Source organism: Microbacterium proteolyticum, assembly GCF_030818075.1.
GTDB classification, from domain to species: Bacteria; Actinomycetota; Actinomycetes; order Actinomycetales; family Microbacteriaceae; genus Microbacterium; species Microbacterium proteolyticum_A.
The window spans coordinates 163,508-187,455 of record NZ_JAUSZZ010000001.1; the positions used below are offsets into that span (position 1 = coordinate 163,508).

25 protein-coding genes and 1 pseudogene are annotated in these 23,948 nt (G+C 70.4%); 11 read left to right on the forward strand and 15 right to left on the reverse strand.

Going from position 1 to position 23,948, the window contains the following annotated elements:
- Positions 1 to 4 precede the first annotated feature (4 nt).
- From QE392_RS00790 to QE392_RS00810, 5 genes are all read left to right on the forward strand, one after another.
- Positions 5 to 781 (forward strand): DNA-formamidopyrimidine glycosylase family protein, encoded by a 777-nt coding sequence (locus tag QE392_RS00790; RefSeq protein ID WP_307446475.1) that lies wholly within the window; start codon positions 5 to 7, stop codon positions 779 to 781.
- A complete protein-coding gene (locus QE392_RS00795; RefSeq protein WP_307446478.1) occupies positions 757 to 1,140 on the forward strand; it encodes a hypothetical protein in 384 nt (127 codons plus the stop codon). The genes QE392_RS00790 and QE392_RS00795 overlap by 25 nt, the downstream gene beginning before the upstream one ends.
- A gap of 366 nt (positions 1,141 to 1,506) precedes the next feature.
- Entirely contained in the window at positions 1,507 to 1,767 is a 261-nt protein-coding gene (locus QE392_RS00800; protein WP_307446482.1) for a hypothetical protein, read from the forward strand.
- Between the two features lie 252 nt (positions 1,768 to 2,019).
- Positions 2,020 to 3,612, forward strand: coding sequence for a sensor histidine kinase (locus tag QE392_RS00805; RefSeq protein ID WP_307446484.1), 1,593 nt, complete (start codon positions 2,020 to 2,022; stop codon positions 3,610 to 3,612).
- On the forward strand, positions 3,609 to 4,295 hold the full coding sequence (locus QE392_RS00810; protein ID WP_307446486.1) for a response regulator: 687 nt from the start codon (positions 3,609 to 3,611) through the stop codon (positions 4,293 to 4,295). The genes QE392_RS00805 and QE392_RS00810 overlap by 4 nt, the downstream gene beginning before the upstream one ends.
- Positions 4,296 to 4,334: 39 nt before the next feature.
- Here the strand turns inward: QE392_RS00810 and QE392_RS00815 are convergent, their stop codons facing one another.
- The 4 genes from QE392_RS00815 to QE392_RS00830 all read right to left on the reverse strand — a co-directional run bounded on the left by QE392_RS00815 (position 4,335) and on the right by QE392_RS00830 (position 8,188).
- A complete protein-coding gene (locus QE392_RS00815) occupies positions 4,335 to 5,843 on the reverse strand; it encodes a tripartite tricarboxylate transporter permease (RefSeq protein ID WP_307333191.1) in 1,509 nt (502 codons plus the stop codon).
- A gap of 1 nt (position 5,844) precedes the next feature.
- Positions 5,845 to 6,351: a tripartite tricarboxylate transporter TctB family protein gene (locus QE392_RS00820; RefSeq protein ID WP_373426426.1), complete on the reverse strand. Its 507-nt coding sequence runs from the start codon at positions 6,349 to 6,351 to the stop codon at positions 5,845 to 5,847.
- 154 nt (positions 6,352 to 6,505) lie between these two features.
- Positions 6,506 to 7,501: a tripartite tricarboxylate transporter substrate-binding protein gene (locus QE392_RS00825; protein ID WP_307446489.1), complete on the reverse strand. Its 996-nt coding sequence runs from the start codon at positions 7,499 to 7,501 to the stop codon at positions 6,506 to 6,508.
- Positions 7,502 to 7,798: 297 nt separating this feature from the next.
- Positions 7,799 to 8,188: a DUF1304 domain-containing protein gene (locus QE392_RS00830; RefSeq protein ID WP_307446493.1), complete on the reverse strand. Its 390-nt coding sequence runs from the start codon at positions 8,186 to 8,188 to the stop codon at positions 7,799 to 7,801.
- A 173-nt stretch (positions 8,189 to 8,361) separates the two neighbouring features.
- Here QE392_RS00830 and QE392_RS00835 point away from each other — a divergent pair, with 173 nt between their 5' ends.
- From QE392_RS00835 to QE392_RS00850, 4 genes are all read left to right on the forward strand, one after another.
- The gene (locus tag QE392_RS00835; protein ID WP_307453978.1) at positions 8,362 to 8,937 is read left to right on the forward strand and encodes a LysR substrate-binding domain-containing protein; all 576 of its coding nucleotides are present in this window, start codon (positions 8,362 to 8,364) and stop codon (positions 8,935 to 8,937) included.
- Positions 8,938 to 9,262: 325 nt separating this feature from the next.
- Positions 9,263 to 9,991, forward strand: coding sequence for a glutamine amidotransferase-related protein (locus QE392_RS00840; protein WP_307446496.1), 729 nt, complete (start codon positions 9,263 to 9,265; stop codon positions 9,989 to 9,991).
- 168 nt (positions 9,992 to 10,159) lie between these two features.
- Entirely contained in the window at positions 10,160 to 10,975 is an 816-nt protein-coding gene (locus QE392_RS00845) for a TspO/MBR family protein (protein ID WP_307446499.1), read from the forward strand.
- A gap of 70 nt (positions 10,976 to 11,045) precedes the next feature.
- Complete coding sequence (locus QE392_RS00850; protein ID WP_307446501.1) at positions 11,046 to 12,086, forward strand: sodium:calcium antiporter; 1,041 nt, start codon at positions 11,046 to 11,048, stop codon at positions 12,084 to 12,086.
- A gap of 44 nt (positions 12,087 to 12,130) precedes the next feature.
- On the opposite strand, the gene QE392_RS00855 is transcribed toward QE392_RS00850, so the two are convergent.
- The 8 genes and pseudogenes from QE392_RS00855 to QE392_RS00890 all read right to left on the reverse strand — a co-directional run bounded on the left by QE392_RS00855 (position 12,131) and on the right by QE392_RS00890 (position 21,784).
- Positions 12,131 to 12,802, reverse strand: coding sequence for a trimeric intracellular cation channel family protein (locus QE392_RS00855; RefSeq protein WP_307446504.1), 672 nt, complete (start codon positions 12,800 to 12,802; stop codon positions 12,131 to 12,133).
- 192 nt (positions 12,803 to 12,994) lie between these two features.
- Positions 12,995 to 14,746 (reverse strand): malto-oligosyltrehalose trehalohydrolase, encoded by a 1,752-nt coding sequence (treZ, locus tag QE392_RS00860; protein WP_307446507.1) that lies wholly within the window; start codon positions 14,744 to 14,746, stop codon positions 12,995 to 12,997.
- Between the two features lie 85 nt (positions 14,747 to 14,831).
- Positions 14,832 to 17,238, reverse strand: a pseudogene (treY, locus tag QE392_RS00865) (malto-oligosyltrehalose synthase).
- 5 nt (positions 17,239 to 17,243) lie between these two features.
- Entirely contained in the window at positions 17,244 to 19,466 is a 2,223-nt protein-coding gene (gene glgX, locus QE392_RS00870) for a glycogen debranching protein GlgX (protein ID WP_307446510.1), read from the reverse strand.
- Positions 19,467 to 19,547: 81 nt separating this feature from the next.
- Positions 19,548 to 20,036, reverse strand: coding sequence for a glutaminase (locus QE392_RS00875; RefSeq protein ID WP_307446512.1), 489 nt, complete (start codon positions 20,034 to 20,036; stop codon positions 19,548 to 19,550).
- Positions 20,033 to 20,884 carry a transposase gene (locus QE392_RS00880; protein WP_307446516.1) on the reverse strand — a complete coding sequence of 284 codons (852 nt, stop codon included), beginning with the start codon at positions 20,882 to 20,884 and terminating at the stop codon, positions 20,033 to 20,035. The genes QE392_RS00875 and QE392_RS00880 overlap by 4 nt, the downstream gene beginning before the upstream one ends.
- Positions 20,885 to 20,921: 37 nt before the next feature.
- Positions 20,922 to 21,599: a GTP pyrophosphokinase gene (locus QE392_RS00885; protein WP_307446519.1), complete on the reverse strand. Its 678-nt coding sequence runs from the start codon at positions 21,597 to 21,599 to the stop codon at positions 20,922 to 20,924.
- 44 nt (positions 21,600 to 21,643) lie between these two features.
- The gene (locus QE392_RS00890) at positions 21,644 to 21,784 is read right to left on the reverse strand and encodes a hypothetical protein (protein ID WP_307446521.1); all 141 of its coding nucleotides are present in this window, start codon (positions 21,782 to 21,784) and stop codon (positions 21,644 to 21,646) included.
- A 117-nt stretch (positions 21,785 to 21,901) separates the two neighbouring features.
- On the opposite strand from QE392_RS00890, the gene QE392_RS00895 reads away from it, so the two are divergent.
- A complete protein-coding gene (locus QE392_RS00895; protein ID WP_307446524.1) occupies positions 21,902 to 22,228 on the forward strand; it encodes a DUF7882 family protein in 327 nt (108 codons plus the stop codon).
- A gap of 32 nt (positions 22,229 to 22,260) precedes the next feature.
- On the opposite strand, the gene QE392_RS00900 is transcribed toward QE392_RS00895, so the two are convergent.
- Positions 22,261 to 22,578 (reverse strand): DUF7882 family protein, encoded by a 318-nt coding sequence (locus QE392_RS00900; protein ID WP_055959437.1) that lies wholly within the window; start codon positions 22,576 to 22,578, stop codon positions 22,261 to 22,263.
- 114 nt (positions 22,579 to 22,692) lie between these two features.
- Between QE392_RS00900 and QE392_RS00905 the strand changes: the two genes are divergently transcribed.
- Positions 22,693 to 23,004, forward strand: a complete 312-nt coding sequence (locus QE392_RS00905; RefSeq protein ID WP_307446526.1) for a DUF7882 family protein — start codon at positions 22,693 to 22,695, stop codon at positions 23,002 to 23,004.
- Between the two features lies 1 nt (position 23,005).
- Here QE392_RS00905 and QE392_RS00910 read toward each other — a convergent pair whose 3' ends face one another.
- Positions 23,006 to 23,260 (reverse strand): three-helix bundle dimerization domain-containing protein, encoded by a 255-nt coding sequence (locus tag QE392_RS00910; protein ID WP_307446529.1) that lies wholly within the window; start codon positions 23,258 to 23,260, stop codon positions 23,006 to 23,008.
- Between the two features lie 94 nt (positions 23,261 to 23,354).
- On the reverse strand, positions 23,355 to 23,882 hold the full coding sequence (locus QE392_RS00915) for a MarR family winged helix-turn-helix transcriptional regulator (protein WP_307446532.1): 528 nt from the start codon (positions 23,880 to 23,882) through the stop codon (positions 23,355 to 23,357).
- Between the last annotated feature and the right edge of the window lie 66 nt (positions 23,883 to 23,948).

Consider the following 23,948-nt stretch of genomic DNA (forward strand, 5'->3'; position numbering starts at 1 on the left):
TGCCGTGCCCGAGGGTGACACCGTCTACCGGGCGGCCGCCAAACTCACCGCGGCGCTGGCGGGCAAGGTCGTCACCCGCTTCGACATCCGCGTGCCCGGCAGCGCCACCGCCGACCTCCGCGGCGAGACGGTGCACGAAGTCGCCGCCCGCGGCAAGCACCTGCTGCATCGCATCGGCGGCTACACACTGCACTCGCACCTCAAGATGGAGGGGCGGTGGGACGTCTACCGCCCCGGTGAGAGATGGCGGCGACCGGCGTTCAAGGCCCGCGCGATCGTGGGCGTCTCCGGCGCCGACGCCGTCGGCTTCGACCTCGCCATGGTCGAGGTGCTGCGCACGGCCGACGAGCACACGGTGATCGGACACCTCGGACCCGACCTGCTCGCGGACGACTGGGACGAGGCGGAGGCCGTGCGCCGCGTGTCCGCGGACGAGCGTCCCGCCCACGTCGCCCTGCTCGACCAGCGCAACGTCGCCGGGTTCGGCAACGTCTACGCCAATGAACTGCTGTTCGTCCGCGGAATCGCCCCGACGACGCCCGCGACCGCAATCGACGCGCAGGCCACGATCGCCCTCGGCGAGCGCATGATCCGGGCGAACCTGCCGCGACCGGAGCGCACCTTCACCGGCGACAGCCGACCCGGCCGACGCTTCTGGGTCTATGGCCGCGAAGGCGCGCCCTGCCGCCGGTGCGGCACCCCCATCCGCGCGACGAGTCTGGGCGCCTCGGCGACGAGCGAACGTAACGTCTACTGGTGCCCCACCTGCCAGCCCGGCTGAACACCGCGCCTGAGGGCATCGGAAGCAGCCTGCATCGCCGCCTGCCCTCGGCCCGCGTGCGCACCGAACCGCGGCTCGACGTGGAAAGCTGCGAACCCGTCGTCACGGTCGTCCACCACGCGCCCGGCATCCACGCTGCCGCCGTCACGCGCGCCCGCGCCGCGCCGCGCCCGCGCCACCCGTCGCACGCCACCCCCGCCGGCATCCGCGCTCCCGCGTCCCGCACGCCCCCGTCATCCCCGGCGGCGCCATCCGTCGCACGCCACCCCCACCGGCATCCGCCCTCCCGCGTCCCGCACGCCCTCGCCATCCCCGGCGGCGCCGCCCACCCCACGCCCGCACCCCGCGACGGCTCTTGAACGATCACGCACGACCTCTCGGCGCCCACCTGTCAACCCGCCCGCGGGGACCCGTCCGACGTGCGAGAAAAAGGGGACGGTGAACGCCCGGACAGGTCTCTCGACATCGAGAAAACCGATCGCGGGAGCGGCGACGAAGAACCATTCGAGGGAATGAAGGGTCTTCACGACCTGTTGTCATACATGTCGGCTCACCCGATGACCGACCGGAGGGGATCGTGGGAAAGAACTACATCGACATCGAGAACGACCACGGCGAGACGCTGCGCTACCGCAAGCACGTCAACGGTCGAGGCCTCGTCGCGCACGGCGCGAAGGTCCACCCGACGGCGCTGGTCGAGAACGGCGCCTACGTCGAACCCCGGCGTGCAGATCGCCGCGGGTGTTCGTGTCGGCCGCGGCGCGTGGATCGAGTCGGACGCCGTGATCGGACCGGAGGCGCACATCGAGCCGCACGCGCACATCTGCGCCGGGGCCGTCATCGGCGCGGGCGCCCACATCGGCGTCCGGACGCAGGTGGGCCACAACGCCCGCATCGCCGTCGGCTCGCTGATCGGCGACGACGAGATCATCAACGACGGCGAAGCCGTCGCCACCGACCGCCGGGGGCTACGCCTGGCCGCGTGAGCCACCGCACCCACGGCATCCACGACCCGCACGACTCCTCGGAGCGTGCGGGTTTGTTCGTTCCCCCACGCCCGGGCACTCCGGCCGCGAACCGGCGCAGCCGTCGCACCCGCCCCGCGAGTCCCACAGCACCCACCCCGCCGCGTGACCACTATGACCGAAAGTCGCGCACGCCGCGGTCCGTGGCGATCCTGGTCAGGCACGGTTGGGGCGACCGTGCTACTCAACGTTCGATGAGGAACGGGGTGAGAGGTGCAGACGCGACGGTCGTGGAGCATCGCCGGCCGGGTCTTCGGCATCCAGATGGGCGCAGTTCTGGGCGCGCTCGGTCTTCTCGTCACGGCGCTGAGCATCGAGGCGCAGTGGAACGCCGAGAGCGAGGCACGCGACCGCAGCCTCTCGGTGTGCCGCATGCTGGCATCCACGCCCGAGGTCGTCGACGCGTTCGCGGACGCCGATCCGACCGCCTCGCTCCAGCCCCGCGCCCGGTCGGCGATGGCGGCATCCGGTGTGGACTTCATCACGATCATGACCACCGACGGCGTCCGCCTGACGCACCCCAACCCCGACCAGATCGGCAAGCAGTTCCTCGGCACCATCAGCGCCGCTCAACGCGGCGAGACTCTCGTCGAGACCTTCACCGGCACGCTCGGGCCGTCCGTGCGTGCGGTGGTCCCGATCGTCGACAACGACGAGACGCTGGTGGGCATCGTGTCAGCGGGGGTGACGACCCGGCAGATCTCGGATGCCGTACTCCCGCGGCTGCCGCTGATCCTCGTGCTCGCGTGCGTCATCGTGGCGATCGGTACCGCGGCGGCCACCCTGTCGCGACGGGTCGTGCGGCGCGTCGCGGGCGACCTGGCTCCGCAGCGCCTGCGGGGCATGGTGGCGTTCTACGAGTCCGTGCTCCACTCGGTGCGCGAGGGCGTCGTGATCACCGACGAGCGGGGAGACGTCGTGCTCTACAACGACGAAGCGGCCGATCTGCTCGGTCTGCCGCCCTCCCCCGGCGGTGGTGTCGAGCCGACCCCCGCGGCCGATCTCGGCGTCTCGCCCGACCTCGCGCGCATGCTCGCCAGCGGCACACGCGCGGTGGAGGAGATCCACGCCGGCGCCGACCGCGTGCTGCTGGTCAATCAGGAGCCGATGACACCCTCCGGCTCCCTGCGGGGCGGAAAGAGCGCACCGGGCGCCGTCATGACCCTGCGGGACCACAGCGCGTTGACCGCCCTCAGCGGCGAGCTCGACAGCGTGCGCACCATGTCGGAGGCGCTGCGCTCGCAGACCCATGAACACTCCAACCTCCTGCACACCATCGTCGGTCTACTCGAAGCCGGTGAGGTCGAGGAGGCGGTGGACATCATCGAGGAGTCGAGCCAGGCGAGCCAGAAGCTCACCGACCGCATCGCCGGCGCGCGTCTGGAACCGGCGCTCTCGGCGCTCCTGCTCGGTAAGGCCGCCACGGCCAACGAGTGGGGCGTCGCGTTCGGGGTGTCGCTCGATCAGGATCTCCCCCTGCCGTTGACGCCCACCGAGCTGGTGTCGGTGGTAGGGAACCTGGTCGACAACGCCCTCGAGGCCGTGCGCGGCCTCCCCGACGCCGCCGTGACGGTGGAGGGCCGGGCCGCCGGCACCGACACGGTCCTCTCGGTGCGCGACACCGGCCGGGGCCCCCGCGACGACCGCGTCTTCGAGCGGGGTGTCACGACGAAGTCCGGTCCGCACCGCGGCATCGGGCTCGCCCTCGTCCGCTCCATCGTGGAGGGACGCGGCGGCCGCATCGACTTCCTGCCCGGCGGCGGCAGCCACGTCCAGGTGCGACTGCCTCGAGACGAGGCCCGATGATCCGCACATTCGTCGTCGAAGACGACCCCCGGGCTCTGGCCACGCACGTCTCCTATCTGGAGCGCCTGGGCGCGTTCGAGATCGTCGGCGTGGCGGCGACCATCGCGTCGGCGCAAGAGGGTGTGCTCGCCGCGCATCGTGGCATCCCTCCCCTCGATCTGCTGTTGATGGACCTGACCCTCCCCGACGGCCGGGGCACCGATCTCGCGCGCTTCCTGCGCTTCCACAGCGTCGACGTCGACATCATCGCCATCACCGGCGACCGCAGCGTCGACGCGGTCCGCACCTGCCTCGCCCTGGGCGCCGTGCAGTACCTCATCAAGCCGTTCGGCTTCCGGACGTTCAAGGACCGCCTCGACGGCTACCTGCGATACCGGCGGGGGTCGGATGCCATCGACCGCCGCACGACGCAGGAGGAGATCGATGCGCTGCTGACGATGCGCCGGACCGGGCCGACGGCGCTGCCCAAAGGACTGACCAAGACGACCTACGACGTCATCTGCGAGCACGTGCACCGGCACGGCCGTCCGACCTCGGCGACCGAGGTGGGGCTGGCGTGCGGAGTGTCGCGAGTCACCGCCCGCCGCTACCTGGAGCACCTGGCCGACCTGGGGCTGTGCGTGCGCACGCACCGGCCGGGCGGTATGGGTCGGCCCGAGATCGACTACGTCTGGAGCGCGTGAGCGTGGCCCCCGGGGATTCCGGGGGCCACGCCCGTGACCTCACTCCGCGTCGGCGAAGATGACCTGGCGGCGCGTGCGCATGCGCGGCAGCGCGGCCACGACGAGGATGACCACGGCCAGCAGGAGGAGCGTGCCCGAGATGGGCCGCGTGACGAACTCGGTCACATCGCCCTGCGAGATGATCATCGCGCGCCGGAAGTTGCGCTCCAGCAGCGGCCCGAGCACGAAGCCCAGCAGCAGCGGCGCCGGTTCGCAGCCCGCCTGCAACAGCACGAACCCGAGCAGGCCGAACACCGCCACCATGAGCACGTCGTACGGGTTCCCGCTGATCGAGAAGGTCCCGATGGCGGCGAAGACGACGATGGCCGGGAACAGCGCCCAGTACGGCACCCGCAGCATGCGCACCCAGATGCCGATCAGGGGCAGGTTCAACGCGACGAGCATCAGATTGCCGACCCACATCGACGCGATCAGGCCCCAGAACAGCACCGGCTCGGTCTCCATCACCGTCGGCCCGGGCTGGATGCCCTGGATGATGAAGGCGGCGAGGATGAGAGCCATCACGGGGTGCGCCGGGATGCCGAGGGTCAGCAGCGGGATGAACGAGGTCTGCGCCGCGGCGTTGTTGGCCGACTCCGGACCCGCGACCCCCGCGATCGCCCCGCGTCCGAAGGTCTCGGGCTTCTTCGAGATCTTCTTCTCCATGGCGTAGGAGGCGAAGGATGCCAGGATGTGGCCGCCCCCGGGAAGGATGCCCAGGCCCGAGCCCAGCGCCGTTCCGCGCAGCGTCGGGCCGATCATGGCGCGGCGGTCCTCGCGGTTGGGCCAGAGCCGCGACAGCTTCGCCAGCACGGGATTGCGCGATTCCGGGTTGGCGAGGTTGCGCAGGATCTCGGCGATGCCGAAGATGCCCACCGCGAGCGAGACGAAGTCGAGACCGCCGTCGAGCTCCCGGATGCCACCGGTGAACCGCGCGTCACCGGTGAAGCTGTCCTGTCCCACGGTCGAGAGCAGGATGCCGAGCACGATCATGCCCAGCGCCTTCAGCGTCGATCCGCTCGCCAGCGCGATCGAGGCGATCAGTCCGAGGATGACGAGGGCGAAGTACTCGAACGCCCCGAAGCTCAGCGCCACGGTCGCCAGCGGCGGGGCCGCGACCGCGAGGATCAGGGTCGCGATCGTGCCCGCGGTGAACGACGACAGGGCGGCGACGGCGAGCGCCGTGCCCGCCTTGCCCATCCTCGCCAGCTTGTGTCCGTCGATGGCCGTGACCGCCGACGACGATTCCCCCGGCAGGTTGATGAGGATCGCCGTCGTCGACCCGCCGTACTGCGCGCCGTAATAGATGCCGGCGAGCATGATGATCGCCGTCACCGGCTCGCCGAACGCGAACGTCAGCGGCAGCAGCATCGCCACGGTCGCGGTGGGGCCGATGCCCGGGAGCACTCCCACCGCCGTTCCCAGGGCGACGCCCAGCAGGCAGAACAGCAGGTTCTCCCACTGGAAGGCCGTCGCGAGACCCAGCATGAGGTTGTTCAGCAGGTCCACGTCATCCTCCGATCCACGGTCCGATGACCGGCACGTTGAGGCCGAGGCCGAGCGAGAAGACCAGGTAGCACAGCACGGTCAGCGCCACGCTGGTCAGCAGCGCCTGCTTCACCGTGGTCTCCTTGCGGGCGAACGACACCGCGGCGACCGCGATGAAGACCGACAGCAGCAGTCCCAGACCGTCGATGGCGACGGCGAAGAAGACGATCGTCGCCATGATGATCAGCAGCGGACGCCACGGGATGCGCCCGAAACCGAGCGGCGCCCCGCGTTCGAGGTCGCCGACCACGGGCGTCGGACGGGTGACGAAGGGCACACCCTCCGCCTGCGACGCCTTGGCGGCGGCGAGCGCCTCGAAGGTCGACTCCTCCGCCATCTGCTCGGCCGTCGCGGGCTCCTCGACGAAGGTCTCCTGTCGGCTGGGCGCGACGAAGGCCTTCACCAGGACGGCGATCCCGAGGGCGACCAGCAGCAGGGCGATGCCGAGCGGGAAGGCACCCGGACCCATGGCGAGGGGAGTACCGAGTTCGTACCCGAGGGAGGCGACGGCGAAGATCGCGCCGAGGGCGAGGAAGACCCCGCCCCCGACGAGATCGGCCGGTGAGGGCTTTGGGGCTCCGCGGAGCGAGACGGGCTCGCCCCGCGGAGTGATCTCGGCGATGTCAGTTCCCCTTGCCGAGGAGGTCGCCCCACAGCGCGATCTGGTCGCTGAGCTGGGTCGACAGCACCGACGGCGCGGCCTGCTCGGCGCTGACCGGCGAGGTGCCGAGCTCTTCGAACTGCGTCTTCACCTCGTCGTTGCCGAGGGCCGTGATGAGCGCTTCGTTGAGTACGGTCACGACGTCCTCGGGGGTGCCGGCCGGAGCGTACAGGCCGTGCCAGATGCTCACCTCCACGTCGGGCAGGCCCGCCTCGGCGGTGGTGGGCACGTCCGGGAGCACGGCGACGCGTTCGGGGACGGTGACGGCGTACGCGTCGACGGCGCCGGAGAGGATCTGGCTCGCGGAGTTCGTCGTCTGGTCGCACAGCAGGTCGACCTGCCCGCCGAGCAGATCGGCCATGGCCGGTCCCGTCCCGTCGTAGGGCACCTCGGTGAGCGTGACGCCGAGGGCGTCCTGCATGAGGGTCGCGCACAGGTGCGAGGCGGACCCGACGCCCGCGTGGGCCAGGGTCACGGTGGACTCGTTCGCCTCGATGTACTCCACGAGCTCTTCGAAGGATGCCGGACCCAGGCCCGTCTTCGAGAGGATCGCCATCGGCACCTCCGTCACGAGGCCCACCGGCTCGAAGTCGGCGACGGGGTCGAAGTTCAGGTCGGGGTAGAGCGTCGGTGCGGTCGACATCCCGATGTGGTGCAGCAGCAGGGTGTAGCCGTCGGGGTCGGCCTGCGAGGCTTCGCCGGCGCCGACCGTGCCGCCGGCGCCCTCGACGTTGTCGACGACCACCTGCACGCCCAGTTCCTCCCCGAGCGGTTCGGCGAGGATGCGGGTGACGGTGTCGGTCGGGCCGCCGGCCGAGAAGGGCACGATGACGTCGATCGTGTCGGAGGGGTAGGTGTCTCCGCCACCCCCACCGCCGGCTCCGCCGGAGCAGGCGGCGAGCGAGAGGGTCAGGGCGAGTCCGGCGGAGCCGGCGAGAAGGAAACGGGAACGCGTCATTGCTGTGTCCTTTGCGTCTTCATCGACTTGGTCGACCGCGACGTCGGTGTCGCAGTGGCCCCATGCTGCGGGTCGGGAGTGCCCCCGGCAACGGCTCCGGCGCGACCACTATGAACGCAAGTCCGACGCCCGCCGCCCGGCGGTGAACACTATGAACGCAAGTCGTCGACCCTCGGACGCCGAAACCGCCTCGGGCCACCCGCACGCGGCATCCTGACGCGATGCGCGTTCGACGAAGTCGAGTCTGGCAGGCGCCCCGCGCCACCCGGCCCCGGCCTCACCGGCCGCCGGGCCGGCTCAGGCGAGCAGCGTCAACACCAGGCCGATCAGGGGCAGGGTGCCCTGGATGGCCGCGGGCCGCAGGTACCGGCGTCCCGACGTGACGAGCACGAGCGCCGCAGCGAGCATCGAGCCGAGCGAGAACACCAGCAGCGTCCGCCCGGCGACGTCGTCGAAGCCGTTCACGATCCACAGCACGATGCCGATAGCCGCGCCGATCGCGAGGAACAGGTTGTAGAAGCCCTGGTTGTAGGCCATTGGCCTGGTCGCATCGGCCGTGCCCTGATCGGCGACGCCGAAGGTCTTCCACGTTCCCGGCTGGGTCCAGCGGATGCTCTCGAGCACGAAGATGTAGACGTGCAGCAGGGCGGCGAGCCCCGCGAAGACCAGAGCGAGAAGGCCGACCATGCGTCTACGCTACCGCCGGCGGTTAGCCTGGACCCATGGCGAACGGCGGCGGATCCCGAGGACGCACCGGTCGGCCCCACCGCGCCGGGGGCGCGAAGCCGGCCCCCTCTCGGACGAAGGCTCCGAAGCGCGATCGTCCGGCTCCCCCCGTCCGCGAGGAGCCGCGCCACTTCGTGCTCGGAGCGATCCCGGGGGCCACACCGGGCAAATGGATCGACCTCTGGCGCGAGCGGATGCCGCACGTGACCCTCACCCTCCGCGAGATCACGGTCGCCGAGCAGCGATCCGCTCTCGACGAGGTGGACGCTGCCCTCGTCCGGCTGCCCGTTGCGGCATCCGACGACCTGCACGTCATCCCGCTCTACGAGGAGCAGCCGGTCGTGGTGATGTCGGCCGACTCCGACCTGACCGCGGCCGACGAGCTGGAGCGCGCCGATCTGGCGGGCGAGGTCGTCATCGTCCCCCTCGACGACGTCTTGCGCGTGGAGATTCCGGATGCCGTCGCCCCGGCGTTCGCCGCCCCGGCCGACACGGCCGAAGCGGTCGCCACCGTCGCGGCCGGAGTGGGGGTCGTGATCATGCCGATGTCGCTGGCCCGCGCTCATCAGCGACGCGACGTCGAGTACCGCGTGCTGCGCGACGGGCCGGGTTCGACGGTCGCGCTCGCGTGGCTGCGGGAGCGCACCACCGCCGACGTCGAGGCATTCGTCGGCGTCGTGCGCGGGCGGACGGCTCGCTCGTCTCGCTGACGCACATCGCGGTCGCCCTCAGGCGGGACAAGACCGCGCGCCGGGGCCAGGCCGTGGCTCCGGCTCCCGCTCCGGCTCCGGCTCCGGCTCCGGCTCCGGCTCCGGGCCCAGCCTGCGGCGCCGTCTGCGGTGCCGGCCCCGCCTCCGCCGCGCTCGCCGACGCACGCATAAACGCAATCCGCGCGCAGAAACACGCTCTCGTCACGTTTCTGCGCAGGAATCGCGTTTATGCGCCGGCCGAGGCGACCCGGCGGAGCCGTGAGCAACGTTGCGCCGCGTTTCCCACCCCCGGTCACCGTGACGGCCGCGCGCATAGAATCCCTGGGTGACCGCGCCCCTGCTCTACGTCTGCGTCCGGCCGCAGCGTGCTGCGGCCGTGGCGGAGTGGGCGTCGTTCCGCGACGGCCTGGGCGTCGGCGACGACGACCTCGTCCACCACGATCTCGTGCGCGAGCCGCTGCCGCTCGACCTCGAGCGCTACGCCGCCGTCGTGGTCGGCGGGAGCCCCTTCAACGTCACCGATCCCGACAAGACCGACGAGCAGCAGCGCCTCGAACGCGACCTCGAGCGTCTGGCGGCGACCGCGATCGAGGGCCGCACCCACGCGCTGTTCACCTGCTTCGGCATCGGTGTGGTCACGCGCCTCCTGGGCGGGACGGTCACCCTTCAGCACCCCGAGGGCACGGGTCCCGCCGACATCTCGCTGACCGACGCGGGCCGCGAGGACGAGCTGTTCGGCATCCTGAACCCCCGCTTCGAGGCGCTCACCGCGCATAAGGAGGGCGCCGACGCCGTGCCGCCCGGTGCGACGCTGCTCGCGGAGAACGACGCCTGCCCGGTGCAGGCGTACCGTGCCGGGGCCGGGCTGTGGGCGACGCAGTTCCACCCGGAGCCGACGACCGACGCGTTCGTGGCGCGCATGCGGGTCTACCGCGACGCCGGGTACTTCGACGCCGAGGCCTTCGACGAGGTCTCGGCGCACGTGCGGTCGGCGTCCGTCGAGCAGCCCACGCGCCTGCTGCGGTCCTTCGCCGCACGCGCGGTCGCGGCCTGAGACGTCCCGTCCGGCCGCCCCGGGAAGCGACGAGCGGCGGGCCGATGCCGCGCAGCGCCCGCACCGGGTCCGTCATCGCCCACCGGGACCGCGGAATCGCGAGGGGCCGCGTGGCATCCACGTCAAGCCCACCATCGACATTTACCTAGCTTTTCTAGTGTTCTCGGTATGAACACAGCAACTCAGTGGCGGGGCGCAGACCTCGCGCGTCAGATCGTCGTGCTCTCCGCGGTGTCGTTCATGCTCATCGCCGCCGTCATCGGAGCGGGCGCGTTCGGGAACTCGGCGGTGCAGGATCAGCAGGGCGGCGCCCTCGACACGGATGGTTCCTACCTCGCCCCCGCCGGCCCCGCGTTCTCCATCTGGTCGGTGATCTACCTCGGCCTGATCGTCTACGCGGTGTGGCAGGCTCTGCCCTCCCAGCGGACGAACCCCCGTCAGCGCGCGCTCGGGTGGCTCATCGCCCTCACGATGACGCTCAACGGCCTCTGGCTCGTCGCCGCCCGCTTCGGCACGCTGCTGCTCACCGTCGTCGACATCGCGCTCCTGCTCGCGGCCCTCGGCTGGACGTTCCGAGTCGCCGTCGCCACTCGCGAACCGCGCGGCGGCGTCGCCGACTCCGTCCTCATCGACGGCGTGACGGGCCTGCACCTCGGGTGGGTCACCCTGGCGACCGTGGCGAACATCTCCGCGTACCTCACCACCGTCGTCCCGCCCCGCTGGGAGGACGCAGCGGATGCCATCGGCATCGCGGTGCTGGTCGTGGTCGCCCTCATCGGTCTCGCCATCGCGTGGCGGAGCGGCTGGCGCATCACCCCCGCCCTGGCGCTCGCATGGGGCCTGAGCTGGCTCGCGGTGGAGCGCTTCACCGGCGAGCCGCAGAGCGGCCCGATCGGCGCGACCGCACTCGTCGTCGCGGCCGTCGTGCTGCTGCCCCCGGCCATCGTGAGGGTGCTGCGTCTGATCCGCCCGAGCGTCGACTGACCGCGTAACCCCGCGGCATCCGCCTGACAAGAGGGGCGGATGCCGAAGGCGCGGGGAGTGTAATCGAGCGGTGGACTCGCTGCCTCTCCCCCTGCTCGTGATCATCTTCGTCGCCGCCGCGGCTGTCGTCTGGGTGGCCGGCATCCAGCTGTCGAAGGCGACGGATGTCATCGACGCGCGCCTCCATCTCGGCAGCGCCCTGGGCGGTCTCATCGTCCTGGCGGTGGCCACCAACCTCCCCGAGATCGCGATCACCGTCTCGGCCGCGGTGTCGGGCAATCTCGACGTGGCCGTCGGCAACATCCTCGGCGGCATCGCGCTGCAGACGGTGGTTCTCGTCATCCTCGACGCCTTCGGCAAGCGGGGCCACGGGGTGAAGCCGCTCACCTACCGCGCGGCATCCCTGACGCTTGTGCTGGAGGGGTTGGTCGTGGTGGCCGTGCTGGCCGCGGTCATCGCCGGCAGCCAGCTCCCCGACGGCCTCGAGGTGCTCCGCCTCACCCCCGATGTCGTGCTGATCGCTGCCCTGTGGATCGTGGGGCTCCTGCTCGTGCAGCGAGCCGGATCGAATCTGCCGTGGCACGAGGACGGGCGGGCTCCCGACGCGAGCCCGAAGCCGCAGAAGAGCGAGAAGAAGATGAGCACGAAGAAGGCCTTCGTCGTGTTCTCGATCTCGGCTCTCGCGACCCTGGTCGCCGGTGTCGTGCTCGAGCGGTCCGGTGATGCCGCGTCGTCGCAGATCGGCCTCTCCGGCGTGCTCTTCGGCGCCACCGTGCTGGCGCTGGCGACGTCGCTGCCCGAGATCTCCACCGGTCTGCAGGCGATCCGCCAGGGCGACGACAACCTCGCCATCAGCGACATCTTCGGCGGCAACGCCTTCTTGCCCGTGCTGTTCCTGCTCGCAACGGTGATCTCGGGGTCGGCGGTGCTCCCCCGGGCGAATGCCGCCGACATCTACCTCACCGCCCTGGCCGCACTGCTGACGCTGGTCTACGTCGTCGGCCTGATCTTCCGGCCGCAGCGGCGCGTCATCGGCATGGGTATCGACTCGTTCGTCGTGCTCGTTCTCTACGCGGTGGGGATCGGCGGGCTGTTCGCGATCTCCGGTTGAAACCGGCACCCGCGAGCGACGTCACTGCGCGTGTGGGCGTCCGGTCACCGCGTGCGTCGCCGCCACCCCTCGACGACGCGACGCCGAAGTGCACCCTGTTCGGGGAGCGAGACGTCGAACCAGATGGCGAGGATGCGCGACACCGCAGTGACCGCCACCCCGACTCCGCCCGCCACGATCAAGGGGACTCCCGCAGCGGCGAGACCGCAGATGGTCACGCTTCCGGCGATCGCCGTTGCGGAGTACAGCGACCGGATCTCCATCGCCGCGGGTGGCACGCCCAGCATGAGGTCGCGCAGGATCCCTCCCCCGACGGCCCCCAGGGTGCCCACCAGCACCGCGGGAAACAGCGTCAAGCCCGAATCGAGCGCCTTGCAGGTCGACAGCGCGGCGAACATCGCGATGGCCAGCGCGTCGAGATAGTCCGCAGCCGACGTCACCTGGTCGAGCAGCGGAGCGATCAGGATGCCGATGAAAGCCGCACCCATGGCCGTGGGGACGTAGTACGGCTGCTGCAACGCGGCGATCGGGACCTCCAGCAGCACGTCCCGGATGACCCCTCCGCCGAGGGCGACGAGGATGCCGATGAACGCGACCCCGAGGAAGTGGATGCGGCGGGAGTCGCGTATCGCGTAGGCGAACGCCGACCCCTGCAGCCCGCCGAGAACGACGCCGCTCAGGTCGGCCCAGAGGGGGACTTCGAATGATGGGGACAACGGCGTCCCACCTCTCCAGCGCAACTGCGCTCACGGACACGTCCGACGGCGTGTGCCGTCAGTGTAGGCCGCCGACGATGAGAGCGGCCGCTCAAAATCCGCTGTCCAACGTCGCCGATTCGCACCCGCCGGCCACCCGCACCGGGCACAGGACGGCCCCGCCCCCAGAGGGACGGGGCCGTTCATCACCGGTCAGAGAGCCGGACCCACGATCGCGCTCGCACCCGCGGGAACGGAGACTCCGGTCCCGTCGAGCGTCACACCTTCCGCCGTCGCCAGCAGCACGCGTGCCCCCGAGGAGACGGATGCCGTGGCCTCGGCATCCGAGAGGTTCACGACGACCACGAGATCACCGCGACGCAGCTCGTAGACGCGACCGCCGGTCGCCTCGTGCGCCGCGGCCGAGAGGCCCTCGCGCGACGGGTCGGTCAGTTCGGGCCGCTCGCGGCGCAGCTTCGCGAGCTCCCGGTACAGGCCCAGCAGCTGGGCGTGATCGCCCTCGCCCACCTCGTCCCAATCGAGCTTGGAGTTCTCGAACGTCGACGGGTCCTGCGGGTCGGGGACGGTGGACTCGTCCCAGCCCATCTTCTCGAATTCGGCGATGCGCCCCTCGGCGGTGGCCTTGCCGAGCTCGGGCTCGGGGTGCGAGGTGAAGAACTGCCACGGCGTGGTCGCCCCCCACTCCTCGCCCATGAAGAGCATGGGCGTGCCCGGGGCGGTGAGGGTCAGCACGGCGGCTGCCGCGAGCCGGTCGTAGCCGAGCGTCTGCGACAGGCGGTCGCCGGCGGCGCGGTTGCCGATCTGGTCGTGGTCCTGCGCGAAGGTCACCAGGCGCCAGTTCGGCACGTCCTTCGGGATGGGCTTGCCGTGCTTCTCCTCGCGGAACGACGAGTACGTGCCGTCGTGGAAGAAGCCGCCCTCGCTCACTTTGCGGAACGCGTCGATGTCGGCGAAGTCCTCGTAGTAGCCGATGGTCTCGCCGGTCAGGGCCACGTGCGCGGTGTGGTGCCAGTCGTCCGACCACTGGGCGGTGAGCCCGTAGCCGCCGGCCTCGCGCGGGAGGATGAGCTTGGGGTCGTTCATGTCGCTCTCGGCGATGGTGGTCAGCGGGATGCCGCGGTGCGCCGACAGGGCGTCGGTGCGCTCGGCGATCTCCTGCAGCACGTGCGGCTCGCGGTGGTCGAGCAGCGCGTGCACGGCATCCAGCCGAAGACCGTCGACGTGGTAGTCGCTCATCCACATCAACGCGTTCTCGACGATGTAGGCGCGCACGGCGTGCTCATCGAGGTTGACGGAGTCGCCCCACGTGTTGCGGCTGCCCTCGCGCAGGTACTCGCCGAACTCGGGCAGGTAGTTGCCCGACGGACCCAGGTGGTTGTAGACGACGTCCTGGATGACGGCGAGGCCCGCCGCGTGCGCCGCGTCGACGAAGCGCTGATACGCCTCGGGTCCGCCGTAGGCCTCGTGCACGGTGTACCAGAGCACGCCGTCGTAGCCCCAGTTCCAGGTGCCGTTGAAGCCGTTCACCGGCAGCAGCTCGACGTGCGTCACGCCCAGGTCGACGAGGTGGTCAAGGCGGCCGATCGCGGCATCCAGGGTCCCCTCGGGCGTGAAGGTGCCCAGGTGGAGCTCGTAGATGAGACCACCCGCGAGTTGCTTGCCCGTCCAGGCGGCGTCGTTCCACGCGTACACGCTCGGGTCGAACCACGCCGACGCCTCGTGCACACCGCCCGGCTGCCGGCGCGAGCGCGGGTCGGGGCGCAGGTCGTCGCCGTCACCGAGCACGAAGCCGTACCGCTCCCCGTCGGCGAGGTCGACCGGCGCCGTCCACCAGCCGCCCGAGGCCGACGCCATCTCGATGTCTTCGATCACGGTGTCGCCACTGTCGTCCAGCCGGCGCAGCCGCACCCGCTCGGCCTTGGGCGCCCAAACGTCGATGCTCATGATGTGTCCTTACGCGTGAGGGGTCAGAAAGTGTCGCCGGGCGATGCGTGAGGCGACAAAATCTGACCCCTCACGCGCCGAGAGATCAGAAGATCAGCAGGGCCACCGGGTAGACCGAGAGGAGATCGGCCAGAGGCGTGGGACCGCCCGTGAACGAGCGACCGGTCAGCACGTCGATGAGGGGCGTGTCGGGCAGCAGCACCACCGTGTCGCGCCACCCGCCCGCAGCCGCCAGACCGTGCGGCAGACGGGTCGCCACGGCGAACACACCACCGCGGTCGAACGCGACGACGTGATCGGATGCCACGCCCGCGGCCTCCAGCGGACGGTAGATCTCGAGCGGGTGCTCGCGGCGCAGGCGCAGCGCACGCGAGGTCACGAGCAGCTTCGCCGCACCCGTGGCATCCACCGCCGGAAGAGCAGCACCGGGCGCATCGAGCGAGGCGAGCAACCGGCGACGCTCGGCGAAGTCGACCGCGCGCCGGTTGTCGGGGTCGACCAGCGACTGCTCCCACAGCTCCGAGCCCTGATACACGTCGGGGACGCCCGGGCCCAGGAGCTGCAGCAGCTTGGCCGACAGGCCGTTCGACCAGCCCGCGGCCGAGATCTCGTCGACGAAGGCGCGCACCCGCTCGGCGGCGGGGCCGGTGGCCGCGTCGACGACCGCGTGCATGCGCTCCTCGAAGGCCTCGTCCTGCTCCCACCAGCCGGTGACCTCGCTCGCCTCGCGCGCCGCCTTCTCGGCGTAGGCGTGCAACCGCTCGCGGTACACCTTGAGACCCTCCGGAGTGGATGCCGACTCCGGCCACGCCCCCACGATGGCCTGCCACAACAACGCGTCGAAGGGTCCGTGCCCGGTCGAGGCGATCTCGCGGAACTCGCCCAGCACCTCGGCCCAGCGCGCGGGGATCTCCGCGAGCACCGCGATGCGGGCGCGCGTGTCCTCCCCGCGCTTGGTGTCGTGGGTCGAGAGCGTGGTCATGGCCGTTGGCCACGACGCGTGACGCAACGCCTGGGCGGTGTGGAAGCCCGCGACGTCGAGCGAGAACTGCCCCGGGTCGCCGCCGACCTCGGTAAGCGAGCCGAGTCGCGTGTAGCGGTAGAACGCCGTGTCTTCGACGCCCTTCGCCATCACGGGACCGGTCGTCTGCTGGAAACGCCAGGCGACCTCGAGGCTCGTGTCGGCGAGCACCGGCACGAGCTTCTCGATCACGTCGCCGAGCTCGGGGCGACGCACCTCGGCCTCGCCCGCGGCGGCGTCGAGGTGCTGACGGCCCGCGGGAAGGTACGAGCGGTACACGGGGAAGCACGCGAGGAGCTCGGCGAGCGCATCCTGCAGCACGTCGGCCCCGAACTCCTCACGCAGCGCCGACGGCAGCCCCCGCACCAGGCGGCGGATCTCCGACACCTGGATCGAGTCGGCGATCTTGCGCTTGGTGTCGTGGATGAGGTCGTGCCAGCCGGTGAGCGCGGGCAGGTCGCTGTCGGTGCGCAGTCGCGCGTCGAGGGCGTCGAGCGCGGCCTCTCCCGCGGGGTCGGTGAGCACGCGGTCGATCTCGGCGAGCGCGTCGTACCCGGTCGTGCCGGCGGTCTTCCACCACGACGGCAGTGCTTCGCCGTGCTCGAGGATCTTCTCGCCGAGCACGTACCCGACCTCCCCCTCGCCCGCTTCCTCGAGCGCGACGGCGAGCTGGTCGAGGTAGCCGCCCGGGTCGACGAGCCCGTCCGGGTGGTCCACGCGCAGGCCGTCGGCCAGGCCCTCGCGCACCCAGCGCAGGATCTCGGCGTGGGTCGCCTGGAACACCTCGGGCAATTCGACGCGCACGCCCGCGAGGGTCGTGACGGCGAAGAAGCGGCGGTAGTTGAGGTCGGCCGCCTCGTCCTGCCAGAACCGCAGCTCGAAGTTCTGCGCGTCCAGCAGTGCGACCAGGGCATCGCGCGAGCCCGAGGCCGCGGCATCCGTTCCCGTTCCCGGCGCCACCGGGAAGACGTTGTCGTAATAGCGGATCAGCCCGTCGGGGGCGTCGGTCGCCGGCGTCGGATCGTACGAGATCTCGTCGATCACGGCGTCGAGGTGGTCGCCCAGCACCGGCACGCGCAGCTTGCCGCCGCCGAACTCCCAGTCGATGTCGAACGAGTCGGCGTACGCGGAGGCACGACCCTGGCGCAGCACGTCCCACCACCACGCGTTCGTGCGCGGTTCCGAGACGCCCATGTGGTTGGGCACGATGTCGATCAGGATGCCGAGATCCTGGGGCCCGCGCCGCCGCGACGAAGCGGTCGAGACCCGCGGCACCGCCGCGAGCGGGGTCGACCCGCGTCACGTCGACGACGTCGTACCCGTGGTCCGAACCCGGGGTGGCCTCGAGGATCGGCGAGAGGTACGCCCACGAGACCCCGAGGTCACGGAGGTAGTCCGTGACCTCGGCGGCCTCGTCGAGCGTGAACGATTCGCGGATCTGCAGGCGGTAGGTCGAGAGCGGATGCCGCATCGGAATCACAGCTCCGGCTTGGGCGCCTGGCCGGGCAGGTCGTCGCCACCGATCACCTGGATCTGCGCCGTGAGCGAGGCGGCCACCGAGTGGTCGACCTCGGGCTCGGGCAGGTGGTGCTCGCGCAGCACGATGAGCGACTTGGGCTCCAGCGGCAGCGTCTCGCCCGGGCTGAGCGGCTCGGTGTTGGCCCGCTCCCCCGCGGTGTCGACGTAGGCGTCCCACTTCGGGGCGTACTCGAAGTCGGGAAGCTGGAAGTCGACCGGCTCGTCGCCGGCGTTGAACAGCACGAGGAAGTGGTCGTCGCTGATCGACTGGCCGCGGCGGTCGCGCTCGCGGATGCCCTGCCCGTTGAGGAAGACACCCACCGCGCGGCCGAAGCCGTTGTCCCAGTCCTCGGGCTGCATGAGCGAGCCGTCGGGACGCAGCCACACCACGTCGGGGATCGGCGCCCCCTCCTCCATCTTCACGGGGCGACCGTCGAAGAAGCGGCTGCGGCGGAAGGTGGGGTGCTGCTTGCGCAGGCGTGCGAGGGCGGCGGTGAACTCGATGAGCGGGGTGTCGATGCTCGACCAGTCCACCCAGGTGATCTCGTTGTCCTGCGCGTAGCCGTTGTTGTTGCCGCCCTGCGTGCGGCCGAGCTCGTCACCGTGCAGCAGCATCGGCACGCCCTGGCTGAGCAGCAGCGTGGCGATGAAGTTGCGCTGCTGCTGCGCGCGGCGCTTCAGCACCTCGGGGTCGTCGGTGGGGCCTTCGACGCCCATGTTGCTGGAGCGGTTGTGCGATTCGCCGTCGTTGTTGTCTTCGCCGTTGGCGTCGTTGTGCTTCTCGTTGTACGACACGAGGTCGCGGAGGGTGAAGCCGTCGTGGGCGGTGACGAAGTTGATGGATGCCACGGGGAAGCGGCCCGAGTGCTCGTACAGGTCGGCCGATCCCGTCAGGCGCGACGCGAACTCGGCGAGCGCCTGCGGCTCACCGCGCCAGAAGTCGCGGACGGTGTCGCGGTACTTGCCGTTCCACTCGGTCCACTGGGGCGGGAAGTTGCCGACCTGGTATCCGCCGGGGCCGACGTCCCACGGCTCTGCGATCAGCTTCACCTGCGAGACGATCGGGTCCTGCTGCACGAGTTCGAAGAACGCCGCGAGGCGGTCGACCTCGTAGAACTCGCGGGCGAGGGTGGATGCCAGGTCGAATCGGAAGCCGTCGACGTGCATATCGAGCACCCAGTACCGCAGCGAATCCATGATCAGCTGCAGCGTGTGGGGGTTGCCCACGTTCATGCTGTTGCCGGTGCCGGTGTAGTCGGTGTAGTACCGCTTGTCGTCGTCTTCGAGGCGGTAGTAGGCCTCGTTGTCGATGCCGCGCATCGACAGGGTGGGGCCCATGTGGTTGCCCTCGGCGGTGTGGTTGTAGACCACGTCGAGGATGACCTCGATGCCGGCGGCGTGCAGCGCCTTGACCATCGCCTTGAACTCCTGCACCTGCTGGCCGTGGTCGCCGGTCGAGGAGTAGGTGTTCTGCGGGGCGAGGAACGCGATGGTGTTGTAGCCCCAGTAGTTCGACAGCCCCTTCTCGATCAGGGTGGAGTCGTTGACGAACTGGTGCACGGGCATCAGCTCGATGGCGGTGACGCCGAGCTTCTTGAGGTGGTCGATGACGGCCGGGTGGGCGATGCCGGCGTAGGTGCCGCGCAGCTCTTCGGGCACGTCGGGGTGCAGCTGGGTGAGGCCTCTCACATGGGCCTCGTAGATGAAGGTCTCGGAGTAGAGCGTCTTGGGCTGCCGGTCACCCGACCAGTCGAAGAACGGGTTCACGACCACGCCCTTCATCATGTGCGGGGCGGAGTCCTCGTCGTTGAACGAGTCGGGGTCGCCGAACTCGTAGCTGAAGACGGCCTGACCCCAGTCGACCTGCCCCTCGACCGCTTTCGCGTAGGGGTCGAGCAGGAGCTTGCTCGCGTTGAAGCGCTTGCCGCTCGCGGGGTCGTACTCACCGTGGACGCGGTAGCCGTACCGCTGCCCCGGGAGGATGTTGGGGAGGTAGGCGTGCCAGACGAACGCGTCGACGTCGATCAGCTCGTAGCGCGTCTCCGTGCCGTCTTCGTCGAAGAGGCAGAGCTCTACCTTTTCCGCTCCTTCACTGAACAGGGCGAAGTTCGTCCCGTTACCGTCGTAAGTGGCCCCGAGGGGATAACTGGATCCTGGCCATACCTGCTGCACGTCGCTCACGATAGACCAGCGTCGTTTCCGGCTCGGGCCGCAGTCATCGCTGTTGACACTCACCACCGCCGCGGCTATGCGCGCGGGTCTCTATGCACGCTCCGGAGGGTGGCGCAACAACTCGATGCGCTCGTCGAGATAGCGCGCGAGGGGCATGTAGCCGCCGGCCGTGCTCCACCGCACGACCACCTCTCCCCCGCGTACGGCCAAGGGCGTCGAGGTCCTCTCCAGACGGGCGGGATCGAGGCGGTGCCACCCGATGTGCACCGTCTCCCCCTCGGGAACGCCGCCGCGCGCGGCCGCTGCCGCGAGCTCGGCGCGCCGCCGCTGGGACTCGGCGGCGAAACCGCGGCGCACCTCCGCCCGGGAGCGCACGATGTCGCCGGTGGCGAGAACCTCGTCGTCCGTCAGCAGCAGCACGCCGAGGTGCCACGCCGTCCCGCGGGGGACGATGCGCGCTGCGCGCGGGATGCCGAGCAGCCGGCGCCCCTCCTGCAGCTCGCCGATCCGCTCGCGCGGCGCGTCCGCCAGCGCCGCTCGTGCCGCGGTCAGGAGCGCGTTCGGCGTCGGCTCGTTCATCCGTCGCCCCCGTCGTCTCGCTGAGCCTCGGCTCGCTCGACCGCACGTCGGGCGGCGTGCACCGCGTCGGCCGCTGCCGCCCGCTCGCCCTCGCGACGGTCCACCACCGCGTCGGCCTCGGCGGCGTCGTCCTCGGCGCGCGCGAGGTCGGCCCGAAGGGCGTCGACACGCTCATGCGCCCGATCGGCCCTCTCGCGCGCCGCGTCGAGCTTCTTCTCGACCGATGCCTGCTCGCGCTCCGCGCCGGCGCGCGCTCGCTCGGCCTCGCGCACCGCCCGCTCGGCGGCCTTGCGCGCCCGGCGGGCCGCGAGGTCGTCACGCGGTGGCGGCGTCGGCAGCGCGGCGGGAAGCGACCCGGCGACCGACGAGGCGAGGGCGTCGCCGTCGAGCGCGGCCAGGTCGACCGCGGCCACGAGACGCCCGGTCAGGATCGCCGCGGCGGCGGTCTCGTCGACGATCGCCGCGTTGACGCTCTTCTCCACGGCATCCGCCATCGCCGAGCTCAACGGCGTCCCGGCGGCGGAGGCGAGCTCGGCCGCACGGCGGGCGAGGGCCGACACCAACTGGCGCCGCTGACGTCCCAGGCGAGCGAGTTCCGCGGCATCCCGGTCGTCCTGCGCTTCGTGCAGTGCGCGCGAGAGCTCGACGGCCTCGCCCAGCTGTCCGTCCCGCACGAGCAGATTCACCGCCCACGCGGCGACCGTGGGCTTGCGCAGCTTCGCGACGCGGCGGCCGACGGCGCCGCCCGCCTCGGCGGCCCGCTCATTGCGGGCGGCGGTGAAACGCGCGGGCGGAAGGATCAGCAGCTCGGCGGCGACCTCGTCGAGGCGGGCGTCGTCGTCGCTCATGCATCCATTGTCCCCGCACGCGCGGAGGGCGGCCAGGTCAGAGCGGGACGAACCCCGGGCGCGGCCCGCGGATCTCGCGGTGCAGCCGTTCCATGCGTGCGTCGAGCTCGGATGCGGTGTCGGCGGCGTTCTTCAGCTCGGCGAGCAGCTCCTGCGGGACGAGACGGTCGTACTTGTAGTAGATCTTGTGCTCCAGGCTCGCCCAGAAATCCATCGCGATGGTGCGGAACTGCACCTCGACGGGCACGTCGACCCGCCCTGTCGAGAGGTAGACCGGCACCTCCACGATGACGTGCAGACTCTTGTAGCCGTTGGCCTTCGGCTCGGCGATGTAGTCCTTCACGTCGCGGACGGTGATGTCGTCCTGACGGGTGAGCAGATCGGACAACCGGTACGCGTCATCGACGAAGCTGCAGGTGATGCGGATGCCGGCGATGTCGGTGATGGCCGAGCGGATCGAGTCGAAATCCGTCTCGATACCCTTCCTGCGCACCTTGTCGACGAGACTGTCGGGTGACTTCACCCGACTGGAGACGTGCTCGATCGGGTTGTACGCGTGCATCTCCTGGAACTCTTCGCGAAGGATCGAGATCTTCGTCTCGATCTCAGCGAGCCCGAAGCGGTACTCCATGAGGAATCGCTGGAACTCGTCACGAAGCGCGCGAAGGGCAGCACTGGAGACGGTGATCTGCTGATCGTCCAGCGGGTCCGTCATGCAACCGACGGTAGTGACGACGACTACGAGGCGGCTGGGAGCCCTCAGCGTCTCTCCGGACGCGACGCGCGCGGAACCAACTCACCGTCGATGACGTCGATGCCGATCAAGCCGCGGAAGACCTCCGGCAGGTCGTCGGGATCGTCCGCCGGCTGTGGATGCGGGGGAATCGGGGGGTGTGTCACGGCGCTCTCCTTCCGTGCTTTCCCCCACCATGACAGGCGTCTCCTCCGCCGCCCGGTGGTCTTGACACCGGCCATCGGTCCGCATACTCCGTCGGCGCACTGGCGTATCGTGGCCGCATGGGCACCATCCATTACGGCGGAAGCGGCACGACAGTCCACATCGAGGACCGCGCTCTGGCACACCTGAAGGTCGTGATCTCGACGAAACTTCGCCGCGGCGAGTGCTTCACCCTGTCGTGGCGTCATCGCGACGACGAAGAGCGCGGACGCAGCACCCTGTGGCTGCATCCGGCAATCCCGCTGCGTTTCGTTTTCGACGAGGCCGAGCCGGCGGCCCTCAGCCGCGAATGGATCGAGCGCCTTGCCGACTCCGCCAACTCGTCGGGCGGCATCATGCTCGTCCCCGAAGACATGAGCCCCGCCGAGCATCCGAACCCGAGCTGAGCGGCGACAGCCCTCAGACGGTCGATCGGGCCTCAGCCCTCTTCGACGTGGGCGTCTTCGCTGGGTTCCGGCGTGATGGCGAGCCCGTTGGGGCCGGAGGCTGCCAGCATCAGGTCTTCGACCCACACGCGGTTGATGCGCGGCTGGCGGCTGCCGTAGAAGTGGAACTGAATCGGCACGGACGGGTGCATCCAGAAGCTGCGACGACCACTGCCGTCACCGACCTCGACGTCGAACATGAACGACTCCGACCGGCGCAGCTTGTTCATCACGACGATGCGCAGGTGCGCCAGCGTGCGGTCATCGATGTCGACCGCGTTGGCCACCGTGTCGTAGATGAATCTGCCCATACAAGCGAGCCTAGTCGAGGAACGCACAGCGTCATCCGCTTTCCGAGTTGCCATGTCGGCCCACCCGAATCAACCCCTCGGGAGTCTCGTGGGCGCCGCGACTAGCGTGCCGGTGTGGGAACGCTTTACTACGGCGACGTCGCGACGCCGATCGAGATCGACGACCGGGCACTGGCGCACGTGAAGGTGGTCATCGCCACCAAGCTGCGCCGCGGCGAGAGCTTCACCCTGTCATGGACGCACGGACCCGACCAGGAGGTCGGGCGCAGCACGGTGTGGCTGCACCCCTCCATCCCGCTGCGCTTCGTGTTCGACGAACCCGAGCCGGCACTGTTGAGCCGCGCGTGGATCGAAGCACTGGCCACCTCGGCGAACTCGTCCGGAGGCTTGCTCCTGGTCGAGGAACCCGAGCACCCGGGGACCTGACTCAGCCGCTGAGCTGATCGAGGATCTCGCGCGCTCCCTCTTCGACCGCAGTCGGCACCACGAGCGGACGACCCGCCGAGAAAGCCTCCCATTCGCGCAGGACGACGCCCTCGACGTGGGCCGGGTCTTCGCGCGGATACTCGGCCCGCAGACGGGCGACGACGTCGCGGAAGGATGCCACGGGCACTCCATCGATTGCGGCGACGACCTCGCGGGGGCCCGCGTCGACGCTCGTATCGACCGCGCGTTCGTCCATGCCTTCATGGTTTCACGCCGCCGGGCGGCGGCCTAATGCTCTCGGGACGAGAAGTTCGGCGATCTACCGAACCGCAGCCGGGGTGACGCCTCGGTCAGTGGGCGGAACCGGCCTCGACGGGGTGCGGGTCGACCTGGTCGACGGCGTCCTGCAGCCGGCCCAGGCAGGCCATGACCGCCGCGCTCTCTTCCGGCGTCATGTCGACCACGGCGGCCATCATGCGCGAGTGCATCGACCCGAGGGTCGCCCGCACCTCGGCGTCGCTCTCGGCCGTGGCCACGATGAAGATGCTGCGGCGATCGGTGGGGTGCGGCTCGCGGACCACGTGACCGGTCTTCTCGAGGCGGTCGACGATCGCGGTGGTCGAAGCCGTGGAGACCCCGAGGTAGCGCGTCAGCTCGCTGGGCGAGACCCGTCGGTTCTGGCCGGCTGCCTTCAACAGGTAGCGGAGCACGAGGAGCTCGTTCTCCCCCATCGACATCGACTCGCGCGTCCGGCGGCGCATGGCCACCTCCGCGGCGCGATAGACGCGGAAGGCCTGGAGCACCTCGACGGCTCGCCGACGACGATCCTCCTCGCTGGCGCCGTACCAGTAGCGCGCTGATTCCGACCGGGGTTCCACCAGGGCATCCTACGGCAGCTCCGCCGTCCAGCCCCCTGCCGAGGCGCCGCATCGGCGGGTAGCATC

Bases quoted from the DNA above. Each gene is read 5' to 3' on its own strand.
- treZ (WP_307446507.1), bottom strand. From the start codon at position 14,746: ATGAGCATCGACGTTTGGGCGCCCAAGGCCGAGCGGGTGCGGCTGCGC.
- QE392_RS00900 (WP_055959437.1), bottom strand. From the start codon at position 22,578: ATGGGCAGATTCATCTACGACACGGTGGCCAACGCGGTCGACATCGAT.
- QE392_RS00820 (WP_373426426.1), bottom strand. From the start codon at position 6,351: ATGGGTCCGGGTGCCTTCCCGCTCGGCATCGCCCTGCTGCTGGTCGCC.
- QE392_RS00910 (WP_307446529.1), bottom strand. From the start codon at position 23,260: ATGGACGAACGCGCGGTCGATACGAGCGTCGACGCGGGCCCCCGCGAG.
- QE392_RS00845 (WP_307446499.1), top strand. From the start codon at position 10,160: ATGAACACAGCAACTCAGTGGCGGGGCGCAGACCTCGCGCGTCAGATC.
- QE392_RS00895 (WP_307446524.1), top strand. From the start codon at position 21,902: ATGGGCACCATCCATTACGGCGGAAGCGGCACGACAGTCCACATCGAG.
- QE392_RS00880 (WP_307446516.1), bottom strand. From the start codon at position 20,884: ATGAGCGACGACGACGCCCGCCTCGACGAGGTCGCCGCCGAGCTGCTG.
- QE392_RS00825 (WP_307446489.1), bottom strand. From the start codon at position 7,501: ATGACGCGTTCCCGTTTCCTTCTCGCCGGCTCCGCCGGACTCGCCCTG.
- QE392_RS00830 (WP_307446493.1), bottom strand. From the start codon at position 8,188: ATGGTCGGCCTTCTCGCTCTGGTCTTCGCGGGGCTCGCCGCCCTGCTG.
- QE392_RS00885 (WP_307446519.1), bottom strand. From the start codon at position 21,599: ATGACGGACCCGCTGGACGATCAGCAGATCACCGTCTCCAGTGCTGCC.
- QE392_RS00875 (WP_307446512.1), bottom strand. From the start codon at position 20,036: ATGAACGAGCCGACGCCGAACGCGCTCCTGACCGCGGCACGAGCGGCG.
- QE392_RS00810 (WP_307446486.1), top strand. From the start codon at position 3,609: ATGATCCGCACATTCGTCGTCGAAGACGACCCCCGGGCTCTGGCCACG.